The following is a 22,459-nucleotide window of genomic DNA, read 5'->3' on the forward strand; positions in this document are numbered from 1 at the left end:
TGGACGGCGCGCCACCAGCCAAAACAGCCTCCGGTAGTTCCATCCCCATCTTCCACGATTCGTGAAGATGGGTCATTGAAACAAGAAATGATATCGATGTCAATCGAAATGTTATCGATGTCATTTTCCGCGACAAATTAAAAATTTCTGTCATAATGCGTGCGCCCCCCCCTGTTTTCAACCTATGAGCGATCAATGCCTTCGAATAAGTCTGTAGCCCGCAAAGCCGAAACAGCATTGACGATGGAAGACCTGGCCAAGCTGGCCGGCGTCTCCAAGATCACTGTTTCCCGCGCGCTGCGCGATAGTCCGCTGGTGACTGCGGAGACGCGCGAGAAGATCCGCATCCTGGCGAGCGAGCAGGGCTACCGTTTCAATGTGAGCGCGCGCAATCTGCGCATGGGCCGCAGTTATTCGGTGGCGGTTGTGGTGGAAATGACACCCGTGCGCGGCCGGCCGATGTCCGATCCGTATCCGCTGGAGCTGTTGGGCGGCATTACGCAGGAACTGACGACCGCCGGCTACAGCGTGGTGCTGACGTCCAAGCAGTTGATGAACACGGCGCCGGTGCAGGGCGCCGACGGTTTGATCCTGCTGGGCCAGGGTTCGCACGGCGAAGCGGTGCGCACTTTGCAGCAGACCGGCATGCCGCTGGTGGTGTGGGGCGCGCCGGAAGCCGACACCGACTACATCGTGGTCGGCTCGGACAATAGAAAGGGCGGCATCAGCGCCGCCGAGCGCTTCATCGCGCAGGGCCGGCAGAAGCTGGTGTTCCTGGGCGACGTCGATCACGCCGAGGTGCAGGAACGCTGCGCCGGTTTCATCGACGCGATGGGCGGGCGGGCGACGGTGCATATCATCCGTCCCAAAGCCTTCACCTTCGAGGCGGGCTTCGACAGCATCTCGGCGCTGTTGAAAAAGAAGGGCGCCAATTTCGACGGCGTGTTTGCCGCCAGTGACTTGCTGGCCATGGGCGCGATCCGCGCGCTGGCCGAGAAGAATTTGCGGGTGCCGGAGAATGTTTCCGTCATCGGCTACGACGATACGCCCGGCGCGGCCAGTTTCGTGCCGCCGCTGACCAGCGTGCACCAGTACCTGCGCGATGGCGGCGTATTGTTGGCCAAGAAGATGTTGGGCCTGATCGAAGGCCACCCGGTCGCATCCGAAATGCTGCCGACCACCTTGATGGTACGCCAGACCTAGTTTTCCGCTTTTCCCGTTTCCCCTTGAAATAAGCCAAAAACCTCAATAAACCGGCTTTTTTCAAAATTCAAACCGCTTTGAATCGCATTTTTAAGGAATACGCTGTGCAACAACACACCTATCCCCTCGAAGCCTGGTGCATCCGCGAGACCAGTTTCGACACCGACTCCCACTTTCTCGACGAGACCCTGTTCGCGCTGGGGAACGGCTACATCGGCCTGCGCGGCACCGGCGAGGAGGGCTACAGCGGCCCGGCCGGCACCTCGCTCGACGGCACCTACCTGAACGGCTTCTACGAATCGGAGCCTATCCAGTATCCGGAGGCGGCCTACGGCCTGGCCAAGGTGAACCAGTTCATGCTGAACGTGCCGAATGCGAAGGGCGTCGAGCTGTGGCTGGAGGACGAGCGCTTCGACCTGCTGAGCGGCACCGTGCAGTCGTACGAGCGGGTGCTGGACTTCCACACCGGCGTGCTGACGCGCAGCGTGGAGTGGACCTCGCCGCAGGGCCGCAGCGTGAAGCTGCATAGCCGCCGCCTGGTGTGCTTCGAGAACAAGCATTTGTTCGCGATCGAGTTCGCGGTGACGCCGCTGAATTTCGCGGGCCGCCTGCGGCTGGTGTCTGCGCTCGACGGCGCGGTGAAGAACCAGGAAGCCGGCGACGATCCGCGCGTGGGTTCGGCGGTGTCCGGCCAATCGCTGCACATGGTGCGCTATGAGCAGAACGTCGGCTTTGCGGCGCTGGTGCAGCGCACACACAACAGCGGCTTCATGCTGGTTAGCGCCACCGATACCGAACTGACAGGCGCCGATGCGACCATCGAGATCGCCCAGGTGGAGCAGCGCCTGACGCAGACGTATGAGCTGCAGGTGCAGGTCGGCCAGACCATCACGCTGAACAAATACGGCAGCTATTTCTCCTCACGCGACTACGCCGAGGCGGAGCTGATGTGGCGCAGCAAAGACACGCTGGCCACCGCCAAGGCGGGCGGGTTCGACGAACTGCGCTTGGCGCAGGAGCAGTACCTGGCCGATTTCTGGCAGCAGGCCGACGTGCAGATCGCCGGCGACGACGCGCTCCAGCAAGGCATCCACTTCAACCAGTTCCACCTGCTGCAATCGGTGGGCCGCGACGGCAAGACCAACATCTCCGCCAAGGGTGTAACGGGCGAAGGCTACGAAGGCCACTATTTCTGGGACACGGAGATCTACATCTTCCCGTTCTTCCTGTACTCGAAGCCGGAGATCGCCCGCAAGCTGCTGGAGTACCGCTACGCCGGGCTGCCGAAGGCGCGCGAGCGCGCGCGCCAGATGTCGCATGCGACCGGCGCGCTGTACCCGTGGCGCACCATCGCCGGTGACGAGTGCTCGGCCTACTTCCCGGCGGGGACGGCGCAGTATCACATCAACGCCGATATCGCCTACTCCATCAAGCTGTACATGGAAGCGACCAACGACCAGGAATACCTGGTCAAGCACGGCGCGGAAATCGTCATGGAGACCGCGCGCATCTGGATGGGCATTGGCAGCTATGACCGTGAGGGGCGCTTCTGCATCAACCAGGTGACGGGGCCGGACGAATACACGGCGCTGGTCAACAACAACTACTACACCAACGCGATGGCGCAGATGCACCTGAACTTTGCGGCCTCGATCGCGGAGCAGTTGCAGGCGCGGGAGCCGGTGGAGTTTGCGCGCATCGCCGCCGCCACCGCGCTGGATGCGAACGAGCCGGCCGCATGGCGCCGCGCCGCATCGCTGATGAATCTTCCTTACGACGAAGCGCTGCAAATCCACGCGCAGGACGACAGCTTCCTGTCGAAGAAAGTGTGGGATTTCGCCAACACGCCGAAGGAGAACTACCCGCTGCTGCTGAACTATCACCCGATGGTGATCTACCGCCACCAGGTGTGCAAGCAGGCGGACGTGGTGCTGGCGCTGCTGCTGCTGTCCGACCAGTTCACGCTGGAGGACAAGCGCCGCGACTTCGATTACTACGAGGCGGTGACGACGCACGATTCATCGCTGTCGTCCTGCATCTTCAGCATCATCGCGGCGGAAGTGGGCTACCAGGACAAGGCTTACGACTACTTCATGGAGACCGCGCGCCTCGACCTGGACGACACCCACGGCAACACGCACTACGGCGTGCACACGGCGGCGATGGCCGGCACCTGGATGGGCGTGGCGTATGGCTTCGCGGGCATGCGCGTGGTGGGCGGCGAGCTGCATTTCGCGCCGTCGGTGCCGAAGCAGTGGCAGCACTACACGTTCAAGATTCACTTCAAGGGCGCGCTGCTTGAGGTGCACGTGGAGCCTGGCCGCGCTGACTACCGCCTGCTGCAAGGCGAGGCGCTGAACTTTACCCAAGGCGGCGAACCTGTCGCACTGACGCTGTCGCAACCGACGCAATCGAGGAGTTTTGCATGAGCCGCTTTAAAGCCGTTATCTTTGACCTGGACGGCGTCATCACCGACACCGCCCACTATCACTACCTGGCGTGGAAGCGCCTGGCGGAATCGCAGGGCGTGCATTTCGATCACGCTTTCAACGAGAACCTGAAGGGCATCGACCGCATGGGATCGCTGGACTTGATCCTGGCGTCGTCCAAGCGGGCGTACACTAGCGAGGAAAAGCTGGCGCTGGCCGACGAAAAAAACCTGCACTACCAGGAGCTGATCGCCACCATGTCCGCGGCCGATCTGCTCCCGGGCGCGGTGCGGGCGCTCGACACGGTGCGCGCGCGGGGCTTGCGTATCGGCCTGGCATCGGTCAGCAAGAACGCCTTTACGGTGTTGGGCCGCCTGGGCATCACCGATAAATTCGATTACGTGGTCGATGCGGCGACCATCGCGCGCGGCAAGCCGGATCCGGAGATTTTCCTGAAGGCGGCGCGGGAACTGGGCGTGGCGCCGGAGGACTGCCTCGGCGTCGAGGATGCGGTGGCGGGGGTGGCGTCGATCAAATCGGCCGGCATGTTCGCACTGGGGATAGGCCATCCCTTTGTGCTCACTCAGGCCGACGTGGTCATCACGAGCCTGAGCGACTTCAATCTCGAATCATACTAAATAATATAAATTATAAAATTCGGAGACAGTATGAAGAACAATCGCATTCTATTTGCGCTATTTCTGATTTACTTTGTTTTTGCGATCCTGCTCAATAGCGTGGGCACGGTCATCCTTCAGGTCATCAACAACTACGGTATCAGCAAGTCCAGCGCCAGCATTCTGGAAGGGTTCAAGGATTTGCCGATTGCAGCGGTGTCCTTCCTGATCGCGTCCTTCCTGCCGCGTTTGGGCTACAAGAAGGCCATGCTGACCGGGCTGGCCATCGTCACCGCCGCCTGCGTGGCGATGCCGTTGCTGCCGTCGTTCGCCACCACCAAGCTGTTGTTCTTCTGCGTCGGCGTAGCGTTCGCGCTGGTGAAGGTGTCGGTGTATTCGACGCTGGGATTGATCGCCGCCGACCGCAAGCAGCACGCCAGCATCATGAATCTGCTGGAAGGCTTCTTCATGGTCGGTGTGCTGAGCGCCTACTGGGTGTTCGGCTACTTCATCGATTCATCCGATCCGCTGTCGCGCAGCTGGTTGCAGGTGTACTGGGTGCTGGCCGTGCTGTGCGCGCTGACGTTTGCGCTGCTGCTGACCACTCCCTTCAACGAGGACATGGCGGCGCTGCCGCAGGGCCGCAGCATCGCGCAGGACTTCGCCGCCATGCTCAAGCTGTTCTTCAAACCGCTGGTGTGCGTGTTCGTCATCACGGCGTTTTTGTATGTGCTGATCGAGCAAAGCGTAGGCACCTGGCTACCGACGTTTAACAACGAGATCCTGAAATTGCCGGCGGCGATGAGCGTGCAGGTGACCAGCATCTTTGCCGCCTGCCTGGCGATCGGGCGCTTGTCGGCCGGCGTGTTGATGCGCAAGTTGAACTGGTATCCGGTGATGAATGCCTGCGTGATCGGCATGGCGGCGATGGTGCTGCTGGCGCTGCCGCTGACGCACGACGTGGTGGCCGATCCGAACATCAGCTGGTCCAGCGCGCCGCTGGCGACCTTCCTGTTCCCGCTGATCGGATTGTTCATGGCGCCTATCTACCCCGGCATCAATTCGGTGATGCTCAGCTCCCTGCCGAAGAACCAGCATTCGGCCATGACCGGCTTGCTGGTGATTTTTTCAGCACTGGGCGGCACCACCGGTTCGCTGATCACCGGCTACGTGTTCGGTAATTTCAGCGGCCATTTCGCCTTCTACCTGACCCTGGTACCCATTTCTATCGTCTTGATTATGTTGTATTTTTTCAAAAAAGCGGTAGATGACGGTGGTGGTGGTTTCGACCCGTCCGCTATAATCAGCGGTCAACATTGAGCAATTGTCTATGAACCTGGAGCGCCTCGCGAATTTACTCGGCATGTCGAAAACCACGGTGAGCCGGGCGTTAAACGGTTACCCGGAGGTCAACGGCCGGACCCGCGAGCGCGTGCTGAAGGCGGCCAAGGAGAACGGCTACCAGGCCAATCCGATGGCGCGCTCGCTGGCGCTGGGACGCACCAATGTGTTCGGCATCATCTATCCGCTGCTGCCGGCGGACTTGGGCGATCCGATGTTCCTCGACGTGGTGGCCGGCATGTCGGCCGCGCTGGAGCAGGTCAGCAAGAACCTGATCATCGCGCCGGTGTCGCCGGCGGCGGAGCAGCCGTCGTACCAGCAGATCGTGCGCGGGCGGCGTGTGGATGGACTGGTGGTCAGCCGCACGCTGGTGCGCGACGAGCGCATCGCCTTCCTGAGCAAAGCCAAATTTCCCTTTGTCGCGCATGGCCGCACGCAGCTCGATGCGCCGTATGCGTGGTTCGACTACGACAACGCGGCGGGCATCCGCATGGCGATGGAGCGCTTGCTGGGATTGGGCCATCAGCGCGTGGCGCTGGTCAGCGCGCCGCTGGAATTGAACTTCGCCCGCCAGCGCAAGGACGCCTTTGTGGCGGCGATGGCGTCGGCCGGGCTGGAAGTGGATACGCGCTACCTGATCGACAACACGCTGGACCGCCGCAGCGGCTACCAGGCGATGCAGCAGTTGCTGGCGTGTTCGCCGCGGCCGACCGCGGTCATCGTCGACAATCATCTGTCCGGCGTTGGCGCCGTGCGCGCGCTGCTCGATGCCGGTATCGATATCGGCAAGGAGATGTCGGTGATCGTCTGGGGCAGCATGGCCGACACGCTGGCCGGCGTCGACGTCACCACCATCGACCAGCCGGACGCCCACAAAGCCGGCGCCCGCATGGTCGAGATGCTGCTGGCCCTGGTGGATGGCAAGCCGGCCGGCGAGCTGCAAGAGCTGTGGCAGCCGGTGCTGTTGGCGGGATCGACCGTTGGCGCACCTACTTAGCAATAACCGCTGTTGCTTCGATCTCGAATAGCATGCCGTCCAGCGCCAGGCGCGGCACGGGAATCAGCGTGCAAGCCGGGGCGGGATGCTCGCCCCAGGCGGCGCGCAGTGCGTTGCTGAAGATACCCAGGCGTTCTTCGTTGTGATCGACGATCAGTGCCGTGACCTTGGCGACTTCGCTCAGCCTTGCATCGGCGGCGGTGAGCGCGGTTTGCAGATTGGTCAACGCTTGCTTGACCTGCGCTTCAAAACTTTCCGACAGCACGCCATCGGCACTCTCGCCGCCTTGACCCGCGATGTAGATGATGCGGGCCGGCGCTTCGGCGACGACGACGTGGCTGTAGCCGTTGGGGCGTGGATCGTACAGACCGGGTGGGTTGATGAATTTCATGGCGTCCTTCAGGCAGTGAATGTGCAGACACTATAAAATCTCAACTTAACTTGAGGTCAAGGATTTTATATGGCATCTCCTCCGAAGGAACTCGGCGTCGGCGAGCTGGCCGAGCGAGCCGGCGTGGCGGTATCGGCGCTGCATTTTTATGAAGCCAAGGGGCTGATACATTCGGTCCGTTCCAGCGGCAACCAGCGCCGCTACGCACGCTCTGTGTTGCGGCGGTTGGCGGTGATAAAGGTCGCGCAACGCGTCGGCCTGCCGCTGGCGGCGATCGCGCAGGCCTTGGATGCCCTGCCGTCGGGACGAACACCCACCGTTGCAGACTGGCGCCATCTCTCCGCCGCGTGGAAGCTGGAGCTGGAAGAACGCATCAAGACATTGATGCAATTGCGCGATCAACTCGACGGCTGCATCGGTTGCGGATGCCTGTCGCTGAAGGCCTGCCCGCTACGAAACGCGCAGGACGCGCTGGCGCAGGAGGGCGCAGGACCGCACTTCGAGTCCCGTTGAAAGCTTGTTGCATATTTTTTTCCGACAGATTAGTATCAATTTATTCGACGCCGGTGTGAACCCTCGGCCGGCTTCGATCCTTGACCTGCGCGACCTCGGCTACCAGCCCTCGTCGCAACGGCGACAGGTACGCAAGGTGCCTGTTTCAGTCATCGCAGTCGGATGCTGAATGTTTATCCAGACCCACTCAGTTGGCAGATATCGGTCGTGATTCGTTCCGGCTGATATCTCACGTCGGTTTTCGATTCGAAAATCGATTTGGCATTGCGGCGCGCAAGGCACCAACACGTGGGTACGAATCGTCACTTGCATTGCCAGTTACCTTCTAAAAAAATGGAGACAACCTTGAAATATTCACTCATCGCCGCCGGCATTCTGCTGGCATCGGCCGCGCAGGCCGCAACGATAGACGCCAAGACCCTCGTCGGCGCCAGCACTCCCTTGCAAACGGCCCAATACGGCGTGCGCAATTACTCGGCCCCGGTGCTGGTCAGCGGCTTGCACGATCCCGCCAACTACATGGCCGCGCCCAAGCTGCCGGTGTGGCAGTTCGCCTCGGCCGATCCGACCGGCGGCGTGCTGACCTTCGAGCGCAACAGCGCGCCTGCCACCGGTTGGCATTCCCGCTCGCGCAAGACGCCGGTGCTGGTGACGGGCGGCGGTTCGGCCACCGCCAACCGTGTCTACACCGTGTACAACGGCCAGCAGCTGGTCGCCGCCATCAACGAAGCCGGTAACGAACCGAAGATCATTCGCGTGATCGGCCATATCGATCTGCGCTGGAGCCAGAACAACACGGTGTTCAAGGAATACACCAGCTATTCGGACCAGAAGCTGGGTGGTTCGATCAGCCTGCCCTCGAATACGACGCTGGTCGGCATCAACGACGCCCAGGGCCGCGCGGCTCGCATCACCGGCACAGCGCTGCTGATCGGCGGCGAACTGGCGTTGACGGTTGGCGGCGACCCCGAGGCCGACTTCAAGAAGTGGATCGCCGACGGCAAGGATGGCGACGACTATCCGACCTGGACCCGCAACGTCATCGTGCGCAACCTGGTGCTCGATACGCCGTGGGACGTCAATCCTGAGGACTCGGCGAATGCCTATGCCGACGGCCTGACGGTATCGCGCGGGCAGAATATCTACCTCGATCACCTGACCATCAGCGACGGCGACACGCCGGACTCGCTGGCCGTCGCCCCTTACACCACGCGGCACGATGGCGCGCTCGATGTGGTACGGGGCAGCGACTACGTCACCATATCCAACAGCTACTTCGGCAAGCACCACAAGACCACGCTGGTGGGGAATGGAGACTCCGGCCGCGCATGGAGCGACGAGGGCCGCATGCATGTGACTTTCAGCGGCAACTGGTGGGACGGCGCGACCACGCGTTTGCCGTTGAATCGCTATGGACAGGTTCACATGTTCAACAACCTCATTACCGGCAACGTCACCACCAAGGATGCCGATATCAAGTTCGAAAGCGGTACCGACGCGCGCTACCACTCGAACATGCTGATCGAAAACCACTACTACAACATCACGGGCCTCAAGCTCACTGAGTTCTGCGGCAAGGCCATCAAGGGCAAGGACTACACCGGCTTCCGTTCGTCCGGCCATGTCTTCGTCAGCGACAAGGCGGGCACCAATCTGGTAGACGGCCAGTGTGGTCTCGCATTGCCAAGCGCTGCCAATCTGTGGACGCCGCCGTATCTGTACGCGCTGCAAACCGCGACCGCCACGCTGAGCTCAGTGCCGGCCAACGCCGGCGCCGGTAAATTGAAGTAATCGCATCCACATCTGAAAGGCGGAAACGCATGTTCTTCAAACGATTGAGTTTCATTTTCGCGCTGTGCCTGGCGGCTGGGGCGGCACAGGCTGCGCTGGTGGTCGACACGGGAACGCCGTCGAACGCCGCCGGCAGCGGCTGGGCGTTCAACAGCAACCATAGCTACGCCGGCCAGTTTTCGGTGACGGGCGCGCTGACCATAGCCGGCATCTCCGGTTATTTCAGCACGGATGCGGGCACGGTGGGCGTCAGCTTGTTCAGCAACAGCGCGGACGGCGACGGTGGCTTCATACCGGGTAGCGTGCTGCAATCGGCCAGTGTCGCCACCAGTGCTGGCGCGTTGGCCTGGAATGGCGTGTCGGCGTTGGACTGGAAAGTGGGGCCGGGTACTTACTGGGTGGTGTTCACGTCGAGTTATGGCGCGGGCAGTCAAAGCAGCATGCCTGGCATGGCGCCGCAAGCATTGGGTGGCTATGCGCTGATGCAGGGCGGCCAGTGGTATGACGCGACCTTCCTGGGACTGGACCAGGGACTGCGGGTGGATGGTGTGGTGGTGTCCAGCGTGCCCGAGCCGGCCGGCATGACGATGTTTATCGTTGGCCTGGCCGGCATCGGTGCGCTGGCTCGCCGCCGCAAGCAATAATGAGTGCTGATGGAGCCACTATTCATTACATGACGTAACTACTTTTTGTCCGTTGTCCGTATTTATCTGGCTCTACCTCCGGCGTACAGTGGTTTCATCCGATCGATAGAGGTCGGATGAAACCGACCACTTACTTGGAGAGCATCATGAGCCAGCAACAACAAAAAACCATCATCGTCACCGGCGCGTCGCAGGGCATAGGCGCGGGCATCGTCAACGCCTTCCTGGCACGCGGCTACAACGTCGTCGCCACCTCGCGCAGCATCAGCAAGAGCGCCCCGTTCGCGCCATCGGACCGGCTGACGCTGGTCGATGGCGACATTGCCGAACGAGCGACCGCAGTCAGCATCGTCGATACCGCCGTAAAAAAATTCGGCGGCATCGATGGTCTCGTCAACAACGCCGGCATCTTCATCGCCAAGCCCTTCCTGGAATACACCCAGGATGATTTCAATGCGCTGGTGCGTACCAACCTGGATGGCTACCTGCACATCAGCCAGTTGGTGATCCAGCAGATGCTGGCGCAGAAGCGCGGCGGCAGCATCGTCGGCATCAGCAGCACGCTGGTCGATGCGCCCAACGCGGCCCTGACGGCGGCCGTGCCGATGATTACCAAGGGCGGCATCGATGCCGTCAGCCGCAGCCTGGCATCGGAGTTCGCCAAGGATGGCATCCGCGTCAATGTGGTGTCGCCAGGTTCGGTCGACACGCCGCTGTTGAAAGGCATTCCGCAAGACTTCCTGAAGTCGTTGCACCCGATGGGCACCATCTCCAACGTCGAGGACATTGCCGATGCGGTGGTGTACCTGACCGAGGCCAAGCAAGTCACCGGCGAAGTGCTGCGGGTGGACGGAGGCGCCCACAATGGCAAATGGTAGAGGGACAATCACCTGCCCGCTGCGCAATGCGCAGGACGCGCTGGCGCAGGAGGGCGCCGGGCCGCATTTCGAGTCGTGAAGGCTTGTTCTAGTCCGATGCAGCGACTATATTGAATTGAGATCAGACCGTCGGGGATAGCACCATGACAAACGCGCACGACTCATTGACGCTGCAGATGCTGGACTGGCTACAGCAGCGGCCGCATTCGTATTCTGAGGTAATGGAGGTGTGGCGCAGCTCGTGTCCCAGGCTGACCATATGGGAGGACGCTTGCGCCGATGGCCTGATTGCCAGCGAAGGCGGTTATTCCGGCCGCGTCTTCGTTTCGGAAAAGGGCCGGAGACTGCTGCAATCGGCTGACGGGAGGCATTGAGCCGCCTCCCGCCTGGTTGGCCTTACATATTGCGGCGATATTGACCGCCGACTTCGAACAGCGCCGTCGTGATCTGGCCCAGCGAGCAGACGCGCACGGCGTCCATCAGCTTTTCAAACACGTTGGCGTTGTCGATGGCCGCTTGCTGCAAGGCTGCCAGTGCTGCCGGCGCCGCGTCCGCATTGCGGGCGTGGAAGTCGTCCAGGCGCGTGAGCTGCGACTGCTTCTCGTCGTCGGTGGAGCGCGCCAGTTCGATCTTCTGCGGCTCGCCGGTCGCCTTCGGATTGCGGAAGGTGTTGACGCCGATGATAGGCAGCGTGCCGTCGTGCTTCTGGTGCTCGTACAGCATCGACTCTTCCTGGATCTTGCCGCGCTGGTAGCCGGTTTCCATCGCACCCAGCACACCGCCACGTTCGGCGATGCGTTCGAACTCCTGCAGCACCGCTTCTTCCACCAAGTCGGTCAGCTCTTCCATGATGAACGAGCCCTGGTTCGGGTTCTCGTTCTTGGCCAGGCCCCATTCGCGGTTGATGATCAGCTGGATCGCCAGCGCGCGGCGTACCGATTCGTCGGTCGGCGTGGTGATGGCTTCGTCGTAGGCGTTGGTGTGCAGCGAGTTGCAGTTGTCGTAGATCGCGATCAGCGCCTGCAGCGTGGTGCGGATGTCGTTGAAGTCGATCTCCTGCGCGTGCAGCGAACGGCCCGACGTCTGCACGTGGTACTTGAGCTTCTGCGAACGGTCGTTGGCGCCGTATTTGTCGCGCATCGCCACCGCCCACAGGCGGCGCGCCACGCGGCCCAGCACCGTGTATTCCGGGTCCATGCCGTTCGAGAAGAAGAATGACAGGTTCGGTGCGAAATCGTCGATGTGCATGCCGCGCGCCAGGTAGGCTTCCACGAACGTGAAGCCGTTCGACAGCGTGAACGCCAGCTGCGAGATCGGGTTCGCGCCCGCTTCGGCGATGTGGTAGCCGGAGATCGACACCGAGTAGAAGTTGCGCACCTGATGGTGGACGAAGTATTCCTGGATGTCGCCCATCACCTTCAGCGAGAACTCGGTCGAGAAGATGCAGGTATTCTGGCCCTGGTCTTCCTTCAGGATGTCGGCCTGCACGGTGCCGCGCACGTTCTGCAGTACCCAGTCCTTGATCTTGGCCGCTTCGTCGGCGCTAGGCTGGCGCTTGTTCTCTTCGACGAACTTCTCAACCTGCTGGTCGATGGCGGTGTTCATGAACATCGCCAGGATGGTCGGCGCCGGACCGTTGATGGTCATCGAGACCGAGGTGCTTGGGCTGCACAGGTTGAAGCCGTCGTACAGCACCTTCATGTCGTCCAGCGTGGCGATCGACACGCCGGAGTTGCCGACCTTGCCGTAGATGTCGGGACGCAGCGCCGGATCGGCGCCGTACAGGGTCACGGAATCGAAGGCGGTCGACAGGCGCTTGGCGTCCATGCCGGTGGAGACCAGCTTGAAGCGGCGGTTGGTGCGGAAGGCATCGCCTTCGCCGGCGAACATGCGGGTTGGGTCTTCGCCTTCGCGCTTGAAGGCGAACACGCCGGCCGTGAACGGGAAGGAGCCCGGCACGTTTTCCAGCATCAGGAAGCGCAGCACTTCGCCGTGGTCTTCATAACGCGGCAGGGCCACCTTGCGGATCTTGGTGCCGGACAGCGTGTGCTGGATCAGGCGAGTGCGGATTTCCTTGTCGCGGATTTTGACGACGTAGTCGTCGCCGGCATACGCGGCCTGCATGTCCGGCCACTGGGCCAGCAGCTTCTTGGCGCCGCCATCCATTTCCGCATCGCGTTCGGCGATCAAATCGTCGAAGTCGGCGGTCTTGTGGGCGGTGGCCAGCATACGTTTCGATTCGGTCAGCTGCTGGCGTTCGCGTGCCAGCGTGACCTGCTTGCGCGTGAAGCGGTGGTAGCCGCGTACGGTGTCGGCAATCTCCGCCAGGTAGCGCGCGCGTGCCGGTGGCACGATCACGTGTTTGCCGCTGGAGAAACGCACATCCACCGGCGCCAGCTTGCCCGGCTTGGCCTTCAGGCCGAATTGCTCCAGTTTAGGCAGCAGGCCTTGATACAGAGCGGTGACGCCGTCGTCGTTGAAGCGCGATGCCTGGGTACCGTAGACCGGCATTTCTTCCGGACGCTTGCTCCACATTTCGCGGTTGCGTTGGTATTGCTTGGCGACGTCGCGCAGCGCGTCCTGCGAACCTTTGCGGTCGAATTTGTTGATGGCGATGAAGTCGGCGAAATCGAGCATGTCGATTTTTTCCAGCTGCGAGGCGGCGCCGAATTCCGGCGTCATCACGTACATCGACACGTCGACGTGCGGCACGATGGCGGCGTCGCCCTGGCCGATGCCGGAGGTTTCGACGATCACCAGGTCGAAGCCCGCTACCTTGCACGCGGCGATAACGTCAGGCAGCGCCTGCGAGATTTCGGAGCCCGCTTCGCGCGTGGCCAGGGAACGCATGAAGACGCGCGTCTGACCATTCCATGGATTGATCGCGTTCATGCGGATACGGTCGCCCAGCAGCGCGCCGCCGGATTTGCGGCGCGACGGGTCGATCGAGATGATGGCGATGTTGACGGCGTCGCCCTGGTCGAGGCGGATGCGGCGTATCAGTTCATCGGTCAGCGAGGATTTACCGGCGCCGCCGGTGCCGGTGATGCCCAGCGTCGGCACGGCCAGGCCTTCTGCGGAGGCCAGCAGTTCGGCGCGCAGGGCAGGGGAGGCCTTGTCGTTTTCCAGCGCGGTGATCAGCTGGGCCAGCGGGCGGTGGCGGGCGGCGATGTCGCCTTCCTTCAACGGCGCCAGCGTAGTAGGCGAGTAGTTGGACAGGTCGATGTCGCACTGCTGCACCATCCACTGGATCATGCCGACGAGGCCCATGCGCTGGCCGTCTTCCGGGCTGAAGATCTTGGTGACGCCGTAGGCATGCAGGTCGGCGATTTCGTCGGGGACGATGACGCCGCCGCCGCCGCCGAATACCTTGATGTGCGCACCGCCGCGCGCGCGCAGCAGGTCGATCATGTATTTGAAGTATTCGACGTGGCCGCCCTGGTAGCTGGAGATGGCGATGCCTTGCACGTCTTCGGCCAGCGCCGCGGTGACGACTTCGTCGACCGAGCGGTTGTGGCCGAGGTGGACCACTTCGACGCCGTTCGATTGCAGGATGCGGCGCATGATGTTGATCGAGGCGTCGTGGCCGTCGAACAGCGAGGCGGCGGTGACGAAACGGACTTTATTGTTCAGGCGCGGTTGATCCGGCACGGCTACAACTTTAGGAGCGGAGAGGTCGTTCATGGTGTCCCTTGGGCTTTTGTGCTTTGTTTGGTTCATTATATGACGTTTACGTTAACGTCAATCAAGTCGGTATTGCGTCGTCCCCGCGAAAGCGGGGACCCATGCTGAGCGCGCGCCGTATGGGTTCCCGCCTGCGCGGGAACGACGGCGCGGCTCCTTACGCTGCGCGTTGCTGGCTGAATTGCGCCAGCAGGCGCGCCTTCTCGGTACGGAAGGTGGCGACGGCCTTTTCCTTCACGTGGCCGAAGCCGCGCACTTTCTCCGGCAGGCCGGCCAGTTCCACGGCGGTGGCGTGGTTTTCCGGCGACAGCTTGTCCGTCAGCGCGGCGACCATGTCACGGTACTCGACGATCAGCGCACGCTCCATCCTGCGCTCCTCGGTGTAGCCGAAGATATCGAACGCGCCGCCGCGCAGGCCTTTGAACTTGGCCAGCAGCTTGAACGCGCTCCACATCCACGAACCGAATTCCGCCTTGACCAGATGGCCCTTGGCGTCCTTCTTGGCGAACATCGGCGGCGCCAGGTTGAACTTGACCGAGAAGTCGCCTTCGAACTGTTGCTTGAGCTGCTCGACGAAACGGCCGTCGGTGTACAGGCGCGCCACTTCGTATTCGTCCTTGTAGGCCATCAGCTTGAAGGCGTACTTGGCGACGGCGGTGGACAGCTTGTTGCCCAGGCCCAGGGCGGTCTCTTTCGCGCGCACCTGCGACACCAGTTGCTCGTAGGTGGAAGCGTAGGCGGCGTTCTGGTAAGCGGTCAGGAACTCGACGCGCTTGTTGATGACGTTTTCCAGGCTTTGCGGCATCTGCATCACGATCGCTTGCGTAGGAGTGGCCACGCGCTCGACGCGCTTCAGGTCCACGGCGGCGCGGCGGCCCCACAGGAAGCTTTTCTTGTTGGAGGCGATGCCGACGCCGTTCAACTCGATCGCGCGCAGCAGCGATGCTTCGGTCAGCGGGATGCGGCCCTTCTGCCATGCATAACCGAGCATGAACAGGTTGGCGGCGATGGAGTCGCCCATCAGCGCGGTGGCCAGCTTGGTGGCGTCGATGAAATCGGCGGCGCCGGCGCCGACCGATTCCTCGATCAACGCGCGTACTTCCGCCACCGGATACTGCCAGTCGGCGTTCTGCGCGAAGGTGCCTGGCGGCTGCTCGTGCAGGTTGACGATGGCCAGCGTGCGGCCCGGACGCATCTTCGATACCGCGTCGGCGGCGCCGGCGGTCAGCATGTCGCAGCCGAGGATGACGTCCGCTTCGCCGGTGGCGATGCGTTGCGCGCGCAGGTGGGCCGGGGTCTTCGCGACTTTGACGTGCGACGTGACCGAACCGTTTTTCTGCGACATGCCGGTCATGTCCAGCACCGACGCGCCTTTGCCTTCCAGGTGCGCGGCCATGCCCATCAGCGCGCCGACGGTGATCACGCCGGTGCCGCCGATGCCGTTGATCAGGATGTTGTACGGCTGCTCGCACGATGGCAGCACCGGTTCCGGCAGGGCGCCGAAGCCGTCGTCGGCGTTGTCCTTGGTGACGCCGGTCTTGGTCTTCTTCAGCGATCCACCTTCGACGGTGACGAAGCTCGGGCAGAAGCCCTTCACGCACGAGTAGTCCTTGTTGCAGGACGACTGGTCGATGGTGCGCTTGCGGCCGAACTCCGTTTCCTTCGGCAGGATGGAGGTGCAGTTGGACTGGATGCCGCAGTCGCCGCAGCCTTCGCACACGGCTTCGTTGATGACCATGCGCTTGGCAGGGTCGGGGAACTCGCCTTTCTTCCGGCGACGGCGCTTCTCGGCCGCGCAGGTCTGGTCGTAGATCAGCACCGATACCGCGCCGATCTCGCGCAGCTCGCGCTGGACCGCGTCCATGTCCTTGCGGTCGTGCAGGCTGACGATGGATGGCAGGGCGCTGCGGTCGGTGTAGCGGCTCAGGTCTTCGGTGACCAGCGCGATGCGTTTGACGCCTTCGGCCGCCATCTGCTGCGCGATCATCGGCACCGAGGTGATGCCGTCGACCGGCTGGCCGCCCGTCATCGCCACGGCGTCGTTGTAAAGGATCTTGTAGGTCATGTTGACCTTGGCCGCCACGGCAGCGCGGATCGCCAGGTAGCCGGAGTGGAAGTAGGTGCCGTCGCCCAGGTTCTGGAACACGTGCGGGATCTTCGAGAACGCGGCCTGGCCTATCCACGGCGCGCCTTCGCCGCCCATGTGCGTGGTCAGCTTGTTGAACTCTGGGTAGATCGAGGTTGCCATCACGTGGCAGCCGATGCCGGCCAGCGCCAGGCTGCCCTCAGGGACTTTGGTCGAGGTGTTGTGCGGGCATCCGGAGCAGTAGAACGCCGGACGGAACGGGGTGTTGATGGCTTTCTTCAGCACCGCGTCTTTGGCGTCGAGGAAGGTCAGGCGGGCCTTGATATGGTCGCAGGTGACCGGGTCCGAGATCAGGCGCTTGACGCGCGAGGCGATCACGCGCGCCACTTGCGACACCGAGAAGTCGGCCTTGGAGGTCAGCAGCCATTCGCCGCGCGGGGCGACCCATTCGCCTTTTTCATCGAACTTGCCGATCACGCGCGGACGCACGTCGTCACGCCAGTTGTACAGCTGTTCCTTCAGCTGGTACTCGACGATCTGGCGCTTTTCCTCGACCACCAGGATCTCGTCCAGGCCCTGCGCGAATTCGCGCACGCTGTCCGGTTCCAGTGGCCATGGCATCGCGACCTTGAACAGGCGCAGGCCGACGTCGGCCGCCATCTTCTCGTCGATGCCCAGTTCTTCCAGCGCTTCCAGTACGTCCAGGTAGGACTTGCCGGAGGCGATGATGCCCAGCTTGGCGTTCGGGCTGGTGATGGTGGTGTGATTCAGTTTGTTCTCGCGCGCATAGGCCAGCGCGGCGTAGATTTTGTAGTCCTGCATCAGCGCTTCCTGATTGCGCGCCTGCTGGCCCAGCGGGATGCTGGACAGGCGTGCATTCAGGCCGCCTTCCGGCATGACGAAGTCCTGCGGGATCTTGACCTCGACGCGGAACGGATCGGCATCGACCGAGGCCGACGATTCGACCGTATCGGCCAGCGCCTTGAATGCCACCGTGCAACCGGAGAAGCGCGACATGGCCCAGCCGTGGATGCCCAGGTCCAGGTATTCCTGCACATTGCATGGATACAGCAGCGGGATCATCGAGGCCGAGAACAGGTGGTCCGACTGGTGCGGCAGCGTCGACGAGTAGGCGCCGTGGTCGTCGCCGGCCACCAGCAGCACGCCGCCGTGCTTGGACGTGCCGGCGTGGTTCATGTGCTTGAAGACGTCGCCGCAGCGGTCCACGCCCGGGCCCTTGCCGTACCACATGGCGAACACGCCGTCGTACTTGGCCTCGCCGATCAGATCGACCTGCTGCGAACCCCAGACGGCGGTCGCGGCCAGATCCTCGTTCACGCCCGGCACGAACTGCACGTGGTGCGCTTCCAGGTGAGGCTTGGCTTTCCACAGGTTTTCATCCAGGCCGCCCAGCGGCGAGCCGCGGTAGCCGGAAATGAATCCGGCGGTGTTCAGGCCGGCCGCCTGGTCGCGCACGCGCTGCATCATCGGCAGGCGCACCAGCGCCTGGATGCCGGACAGGAAGATGTCGCCCTTGATTGCAGTGTATTTGTCGTCGAGGCTGACGGTGGTCAGGCGGGATGGGGCGGCGTCTCTGGTGGACGTTGCTGGGCCGTTTGCCGTGGTATCGGGCATGGTGGTGTCTCCGGTTTTGTGTCAGATCGCGCCCAAACTTGGTGGCGCCGGGTAGGCGCGCCAGGATCAGGCCATGGGCCGCATGGTTAGCGGCGGTGCAGGTATTTTAGGCTTAAAAAACCCGCTTTGTGGCAGAGTATGGGCGTTAGTTGACGTATACGGAAATACGGATTGCCGATGGGGGTATAAGAAAAAGTGATGGCTCAGGCGAAGTACTGGGGCGATGCGTCAGCCGATGGCGGTCGCGCCCGGCCAGGTGTCGCCGGCGCACAACTGTGCGCTGACCTGCTGCACCAGCCGGCTGACTGCCGCCGCGGCATTGGTCAGCGGAATATTCTTGGAGGCGCACAACACCACCGTGCGCGAAATCGACGGGCTGTGGATGCGGTGGGAGCGCATGGCGCCGCGTTCCAGCTCGTCCAGGACAGGCGCCGACGGCAGGATGGTGGCGCCCATGTCGGCCAGGATGGCCGACTTGAGGATGGCGATGGAATTGATCTCGATGACGTTTCCCAACGTCAGTCCGGCCTCGCGCGCCACGCTTTCGATGCGCGGGCGTACGCCGTGCTGCAGGCCGGGTAGGATCAGCGTGGTTTTCAGCGTCTGCGTCAATGTGAGTGCCTGCTCACCTTGCGCATAAGTCGCATCCGCGCGACAGATGAAGCGCAGCTCCTCTTCCACCAGCGGCGTGGTAGCGAACTGGGCCAGTTGGCCGTCGTCGAACAGCACCGCCAGGTTGACGCGGCCGGACTTGAGCTGGTCGCTCAGGTTGCCGGTCAGTTCTTCCGTCAGTTGCAGGGTAATTTCAGGATATTGGGCGCGCGTTGCCGTCAAAAGCGGCAGCGCCAGCGCGCCGGAAATGCTGTGCGGCAGCCCCAGCGTGACGGCGCCGCTGGGGCGTTCGGCCGACTGCGCCACGGCCGAGCGGGCGTCCGCCACCTGCTTGAGGATGGCTTGGGCATGTTCGTAGAAGATCTTGCCGGCATCCGTACTGAGCACGCCTTGCGCCGAGCGGTGCAGCAATTGCACGCCCAGCTCTTCCTCCAGTTGCCGTAACTGTTGCGTTAGTGCCGGTTGTGCAACATGCAGCACCAAGGCCGCCCGTGATAGCGAACCGTGGTCTACTATGGCTACAAAGTAACGAAGTTGGCGTAATTCCATGGGTTTTGGGGGTAGTGTTAACCTAGACAAACAAATGGTAGCACCTGTAAATCTAATCCTGATGGGAAACTATTTGCTATACTGGCATCAGCGCTTTCCGCTGCTTCCAGCCTTTGAAAAGTGGGTACCAGTATGTTAAAGAAAGTCGACTCTTCGCAGCTAAAAGTGGGCATGTACATCCATGACCTGAGCTGCGACTGGATGACCCATCCGTTTGTCCGCAACCGTTTCCTGATCTCCAGCGAAGATGAAATCCGCAAGATCATCAACGCCGGCATCCATGACGTTGTCATAGACAGCGGCAAGGGACTGGACGTGCAGGACGCCCCGACGGTGGATGAAGCACAGGCTGCAACCGAACGCGAAATCGTGGAAATCGTCGCCAAGGCGCCAGTCATCACCCGCGTCTCGCTGGGCGAGGAAATGAAGCGCGCGGTACAAATCCGCCACCAGGCATCGACGCTGGTGCGCACCGTGATGCAGGATGCGCGCCTGGGCAAAGCCATCGAGCTCGATCAAGTCCAGCCAGTGGTGCAGAATATCACCGAATCTATCCTGCGTAATCCAGGTGCGCTGGTTGGTTTGCTGCGCATCAAGAACAAAGACGATTACACCTTTTTACACTCGGTTAGCGTTTGTACGCTACTGGTTGCGTTCTGCCGTTCGCGCGGCATCGATGCGGAAACCACCCACCAGGCCGGCCTCGGCGGCTTGCTGCACGACACCGGCAAGGCGCTGGTGCCGGACGCCATCCTGAACAAGCCCGGCCCGCTGACGGACGAGGAATTCGCCATCATCAAGCGCCATCCCCAGGATGGCTACAACATCCTGCTGCAATCGCCGGAGGTTGGTCCGATTCCGCTGGACATCACGCTGCATCACCACGAACGGCGCGACGGCAGCGGTTACCCGAACAAGCAGGCCAACGACGAAATCAGCGAATTGGCGCAGATGGCGGCGATTGTCGACGTATACGACGCCATTACGGCGGACCGCTGCTATCACAAGGGCATGTCGGCGGCGGCGGCTTTGCGCAAGATTTATGAATGGAGCAAGTTCCACTTCAATCCGCAGTTCGCGCAGGAATTCATGCGTTGCGTAGGGATCTATCCGGTTGGCACCATGGTGATGTTGGAGTCAGGACGCCTGGGTGTGGTGATTGAACCACACGAGACCAACTTGCTGGCGCCCAAGGTCAATGTTTTCTTCAACACCAAGAAGAATCTCTATATCAAGCCGGAAACCATCGATTTGTCGCGGGGACTGGGGTTTGGCGGCGGCGACAAAATCGTCGGCCACGAATCGCCGACCAAGTGGAATGTAGACCCGATGCGCTTCCTCACGCTGGCCTGAGGCCGGCGTTTAGAAGAATTCGGCGGTGTCGTTGGATTCGATGGCTTGTAACAGGCCGCCATCGACCAACTCGTCGTAATGGCAGGCCAGGTTGCGGCCGTGGCTTTTCGCGTAGTACAGCGCCTGATCGGCGTGTCCCAGGATGATCACCGGCGCCTCCAGCGCGCTGATGCTGACAAACCCCACACTGACCGTCACTTTGCCCACTTGCGGGAAATCATGCGACGCCACGTTCATGCGGAAGCGGTCGATGATCTTTTTGGCGTTGTCCAAGGTGGTCGAACGCAGCAGCACGACGAATTCCTCGCCGCCGAAACGGAACACGCGGTCTTGTGCGCGGAACGAGGAGGTGAGCAGGTTGGCGATCAGGATCAGGACCTCATCGCCGTATAAATGGCCGAAACGGTCGTTAACGTGCTTGAAATGGTCGACATCGACCACGGCCAGCCATTGCTTTTCCTGCTCGTGGTGGCTGCGGCGCTCCGGCTCGCCCGGCAGCGTCAGGGCATCCTGCTCGGTGCTGGCGGCCAGCATCTTGGCCAGCTGGTCGTCGAAGGTCTTGCGATTGAGCAGGCCGGTCAGCGAATCGCGTTCGCTGTAGTCCAGCAAATTCTGGAAGTTGCGGTAGACGCTGACGATGCCGCCGATGACGTGGATGGTGTCGCTGGTGTACGGGGTCGGGTTGACGATTTCCAGGCAGGTGTCGGCCTTGTCGCCCAGCCAGATCGGCAGCCACAGCGTGTGCTCGCCCGCCTCGTTGGCGACGTCGGCGCCCGATTCGTGGTTGGCGATGCATTCGGCCAGGGCCGGGAAGTTCTCGATGGGTTCGCCGGGATTGTGCAAGTCCGTGGTATCGACCATGCGCGCCGCTTGGCCGGCGCAGACGATGGCGCGCGGCCGGACGAAAGTCTTGCCCCTGACTGTGGCCAGCGTCAGTACGCGGGCCTGGCTGGCGCGGGCAAGCTCCTGCACCGCCGAGATCACGGAGATGTCGAGCATCGTGTGATCGCGGTGGCCGGTCATGTCCACCATGTGTTTCAGTAGGGAATCCATTTTCTTCTCTGGAAAATAATCACACAACCTTGTGTCTAGCCACGTTTGGTTCACGCCTATCAAGCCAATCTCTTTGATAGTCAGGCGCACAGTGAAGCTGCAACACGGGGCCTTTCCAAAGAACAGCTAAGCAGGATAATAGCTTTTTGCAATCAAGGCAATTCATGTGTGCGAAAAAAAACATTCCTTGCAACTGTATGCGACCTTTTTCCGACAGCTGGATAACCCTTTCCAGCTTACCGGCCGGGAAACTGATGCAGTTTGACATAAGCCAGCCGTGAAGTGTGCTTCGCACGCATATTTTCATCATACCCGTAAAATAAATGCCGTACGGAAAACTTGCGGCACGTCAACTCTCGGAAAACTCTGATCCGTATAGTAGGCCTTAATGGCAGGGCACTGGCGATTTGATAGTCCGCCAACCCCGCCAGGGGTACTTTTTTGACTTAATCCAAGGAGTAAATCATGAACTCGCTTATTGCAGCTGCAAAGGTGTTCGCACACGACGAAGACGGGATCACCGCCATTGAATATGGCTTGATCGCGGCAACGATGGCGACGGCGGTGATCGCCGTCTTCGCTTTGCTGGGCCCGGCGCTGACCACGGCTTTCACCAGCATCGCGACCAAAATCACCTCGGCGTAACCACCTGGCTTTCCAGTCGCAGTCAGGCTGGAAAGCCT

The 22,459-nt window shown here is 61.8% G+C and carries 16 protein-coding genes; 11 read left to right on the forward strand and 5 right to left on the reverse strand.

All coding sequences use genetic code 11. From position 1 onward, the window contains the following. Window positions 1-195: 195 nt before the first annotated feature. The 5 genes from V6M89_RS12010 to V6M89_RS12030 all read left to right on the forward strand — a co-directional run bounded on the left by V6M89_RS12010 (window position 196) and on the right by V6M89_RS12030 (window position 6,587). A complete protein-coding gene (locus V6M89_RS12010; RefSeq protein ID WP_036623020.1) occupies window positions 196-1,203 on the forward strand; it encodes a LacI family DNA-binding transcriptional regulator in 1,008 nt (335 codons plus the stop codon). Window positions 1,204-1,307: 104 nt separating this feature from the next. Then, window positions 1,308-3,632 (forward strand): glycoside hydrolase family 65 protein, encoded by a 2,325-nt coding sequence (locus V6M89_RS12015; protein ID WP_332853385.1) that lies wholly within the window; start codon window positions 1,308-1,310, stop codon window positions 3,630-3,632. Then, window positions 3,629-4,270, forward strand: a complete 642-nt coding sequence (pgmB, locus tag V6M89_RS12020) for a beta-phosphoglucomutase (RefSeq protein ID WP_332853386.1) — start codon at window positions 3,629-3,631, stop codon at window positions 4,268-4,270. The genes V6M89_RS12015 and pgmB overlap by 4 nt, the downstream gene beginning before the upstream one ends. 30 nt (window positions 4,271-4,300) lie before the next feature. Further along, a complete protein-coding gene (locus tag V6M89_RS12025; protein ID WP_332853387.1) occupies window positions 4,301-5,569 on the forward strand; it encodes an MFS transporter in 1,269 nt (422 codons plus the stop codon). Between the two features lie 10 nt (window positions 5,570-5,579). Next, complete coding sequence (locus tag V6M89_RS12030) at window positions 5,580-6,587, forward strand: substrate-binding domain-containing protein (protein ID WP_332853388.1); 1,008 nt, start codon at window positions 5,580-5,582, stop codon at window positions 6,585-6,587. Here the strand turns inward: V6M89_RS12030 and V6M89_RS12035 are convergent. Continuing rightward, the gene (locus tag V6M89_RS12035) at window positions 6,580-6,978 is read right to left on the reverse strand and encodes a RidA family protein (RefSeq protein WP_332853389.1); all 399 of its coding nucleotides are present in this window, start codon (window positions 6,976-6,978) and stop codon (window positions 6,580-6,582) included. The two genes, V6M89_RS12030 and V6M89_RS12035, sit on opposite strands and share 8 nt — an antisense overlap. Before the next feature lie 69 nt (window positions 6,979-7,047). On the opposite strand from V6M89_RS12035, the gene soxR reads away from it, so the two are divergent. The 4 genes from soxR (at window position 7,048) to V6M89_RS12055 (ending at window position 10,804) form a co-directional block, all read left to right on the forward strand. Further along, a complete protein-coding gene (soxR, locus tag V6M89_RS12040; RefSeq protein ID WP_332853390.1) occupies window positions 7,048-7,491 on the forward strand; it encodes a redox-sensitive transcriptional activator SoxR in 444 nt (147 codons plus the stop codon). Window positions 7,492-7,836: 345 nt separating this feature from the next. Beyond that, a complete protein-coding gene (locus V6M89_RS12045) occupies window positions 7,837-9,282 on the forward strand; it encodes a pectate lyase family protein (RefSeq protein ID WP_332853391.1) in 1,446 nt (481 codons plus the stop codon). 29 nt (window positions 9,283-9,311) lie between these two features. Beyond that, window positions 9,312-9,926: a PEP-CTERM sorting domain-containing protein gene (locus tag V6M89_RS12050; protein ID WP_332853392.1), complete on the forward strand. Its 615-nt coding sequence runs from the start codon at window positions 9,312-9,314 to the stop codon at window positions 9,924-9,926. 146 nt (window positions 9,927-10,072) lie between these two features. Continuing rightward, window positions 10,073-10,804, forward strand: coding sequence for an SDR family NAD(P)-dependent oxidoreductase (locus V6M89_RS12055; protein WP_332853393.1), 732 nt, complete (start codon window positions 10,073-10,075; stop codon window positions 10,802-10,804). Between the two features lie 396 nt (window positions 10,805-11,200). Here V6M89_RS12055 and icmF read toward each other — a convergent pair whose 3' ends face one another. The 3 genes from icmF to V6M89_RS12070 all read right to left on the reverse strand — a co-directional run bounded on the left by icmF (window position 11,201) and on the right by V6M89_RS12070 (window position 19,370). Beyond that, window positions 11,201-14,488, reverse strand: a complete 3,288-nt coding sequence (gene icmF, locus V6M89_RS12060; RefSeq protein WP_332853394.1) for a fused isobutyryl-CoA mutase/GTPase IcmF — start codon at window positions 14,486-14,488, stop codon at window positions 11,201-11,203. Window positions 14,489-14,645: 157 nt separating this feature from the next. Next, window positions 14,646-18,209, reverse strand: coding sequence for an indolepyruvate ferredoxin oxidoreductase family protein (locus tag V6M89_RS12065; protein ID WP_332853395.1), 3,564 nt, complete (start codon window positions 18,207-18,209; stop codon window positions 14,646-14,648). Between the two features lie 228 nt (window positions 18,210-18,437). Beyond that, on the reverse strand, window positions 18,438-19,370 hold the full coding sequence (locus V6M89_RS12070) for a LysR substrate-binding domain-containing protein (RefSeq protein WP_332853396.1): 933 nt from the start codon (window positions 19,368-19,370) through the stop codon (window positions 18,438-18,440). 132 nt (window positions 19,371-19,502) lie between these two features. Here V6M89_RS12070 and V6M89_RS12075 point away from each other — a divergent pair, with 132 nt between their 5' ends. Beyond that, window positions 19,503-20,723: an HD-GYP domain-containing protein gene (locus V6M89_RS12075; RefSeq protein WP_332853397.1), complete on the forward strand. Its 1,221-nt coding sequence runs from the start codon at window positions 19,503-19,505 to the stop codon at window positions 20,721-20,723. A gap of 9 nt (window positions 20,724-20,732) precedes the next feature. Here V6M89_RS12075 and V6M89_RS12080 read toward each other — a convergent pair whose 3' ends face one another. Then, complete coding sequence (locus V6M89_RS12080) at window positions 20,733-21,776, reverse strand: GGDEF domain-containing protein (protein WP_332853398.1); 1,044 nt, start codon at window positions 21,774-21,776, stop codon at window positions 20,733-20,735. Between the two features lie 465 nt (window positions 21,777-22,241). Here V6M89_RS12080 and V6M89_RS12085 point away from each other — a divergent pair, with 465 nt between their 5' ends. Further along, complete coding sequence (locus V6M89_RS12085; RefSeq protein ID WP_332853399.1) at window positions 22,242-22,421, forward strand: Flp family type IVb pilin; 180 nt, start codon at window positions 22,242-22,244, stop codon at window positions 22,419-22,421. The last annotated feature ends 38 nt before the right edge of the window (window positions 22,422-22,459 follow it).

It is taken from the genome of Duganella sp. S19_KUP01_CR8 (genome assembly GCF_036688705.1).
In the GTDB taxonomy this organism is placed as follows: Bacteria; Pseudomonadota; Gammaproteobacteria; order Burkholderiales; family Burkholderiaceae_D; genus Rugamonas.

What these genes read in the sequence shown, in the direction of transcription:
- V6M89_RS12010 (WP_036623020.1), top strand. Translation starts at nt 196, where the DNA reads ATGCCTTCGAATAAGTCTGTAGCCCGCAAAGCCGAAACAGCATTGACG.
- pgmB (WP_332853386.1), top strand. Translation starts at nt 3,629, where the DNA reads ATGAGCCGCTTTAAAGCCGTTATCTTTGACCTGGACGGCGTCATCACC.
- V6M89_RS12025 (WP_332853387.1), top strand. Translation starts at nt 4,301, where the DNA reads ATGAAGAACAATCGCATTCTATTTGCGCTATTTCTGATTTACTTTGTT.
- V6M89_RS12030 (WP_332853388.1), top strand. Translation starts at nt 5,580, where the DNA reads ATGAACCTGGAGCGCCTCGCGAATTTACTCGGCATGTCGAAAACCACG.
- V6M89_RS12035 (WP_332853389.1), bottom strand. Translation starts at nt 6,978, where the DNA reads ATGAAATTCATCAACCCACCCGGTCTGTACGATCCACGCCCCAACGGC.
- soxR (WP_332853390.1), top strand. Translation starts at nt 7,048, where the DNA reads ATGGCATCTCCTCCGAAGGAACTCGGCGTCGGCGAGCTGGCCGAGCGA.
- V6M89_RS12050 (WP_332853392.1), top strand. Translation starts at nt 9,312, where the DNA reads ATGTTCTTCAAACGATTGAGTTTCATTTTCGCGCTGTGCCTGGCGGCT.
- V6M89_RS12055 (WP_332853393.1), top strand. Translation starts at nt 10,073, where the DNA reads ATGAGCCAGCAACAACAAAAAACCATCATCGTCACCGGCGCGTCGCAG.
- icmF (WP_332853394.1), bottom strand. Translation starts at nt 14,488, where the DNA reads ATGAACGACCTCTCCGCTCCTAAAGTTGTAGCCGTGCCGGATCAACCG.
- V6M89_RS12065 (WP_332853395.1), bottom strand. Translation starts at nt 18,209, where the DNA reads ATGCCCGATACCACGGCAAACGGCCCAGCAACGTCCACCAGAGACGCC.
- V6M89_RS12070 (WP_332853396.1), bottom strand. Translation starts at nt 19,370, where the DNA reads ATGGAATTACGCCAACTTCGTTACTTTGTAGCCATAGTAGACCACGGT.
- V6M89_RS12075 (WP_332853397.1), top strand. Translation starts at nt 19,503, where the DNA reads ATGTTAAAGAAAGTCGACTCTTCGCAGCTAAAAGTGGGCATGTACATC.
- V6M89_RS12080 (WP_332853398.1), bottom strand. Translation starts at nt 21,776, where the DNA reads ATGGATTCCCTACTGAAACACATGGTGGACATGACCGGCCACCGCGAT.
- V6M89_RS12085 (WP_332853399.1), top strand. Translation starts at nt 22,242, where the DNA reads ATGAACTCGCTTATTGCAGCTGCAAAGGTGTTCGCACACGACGAAGAC.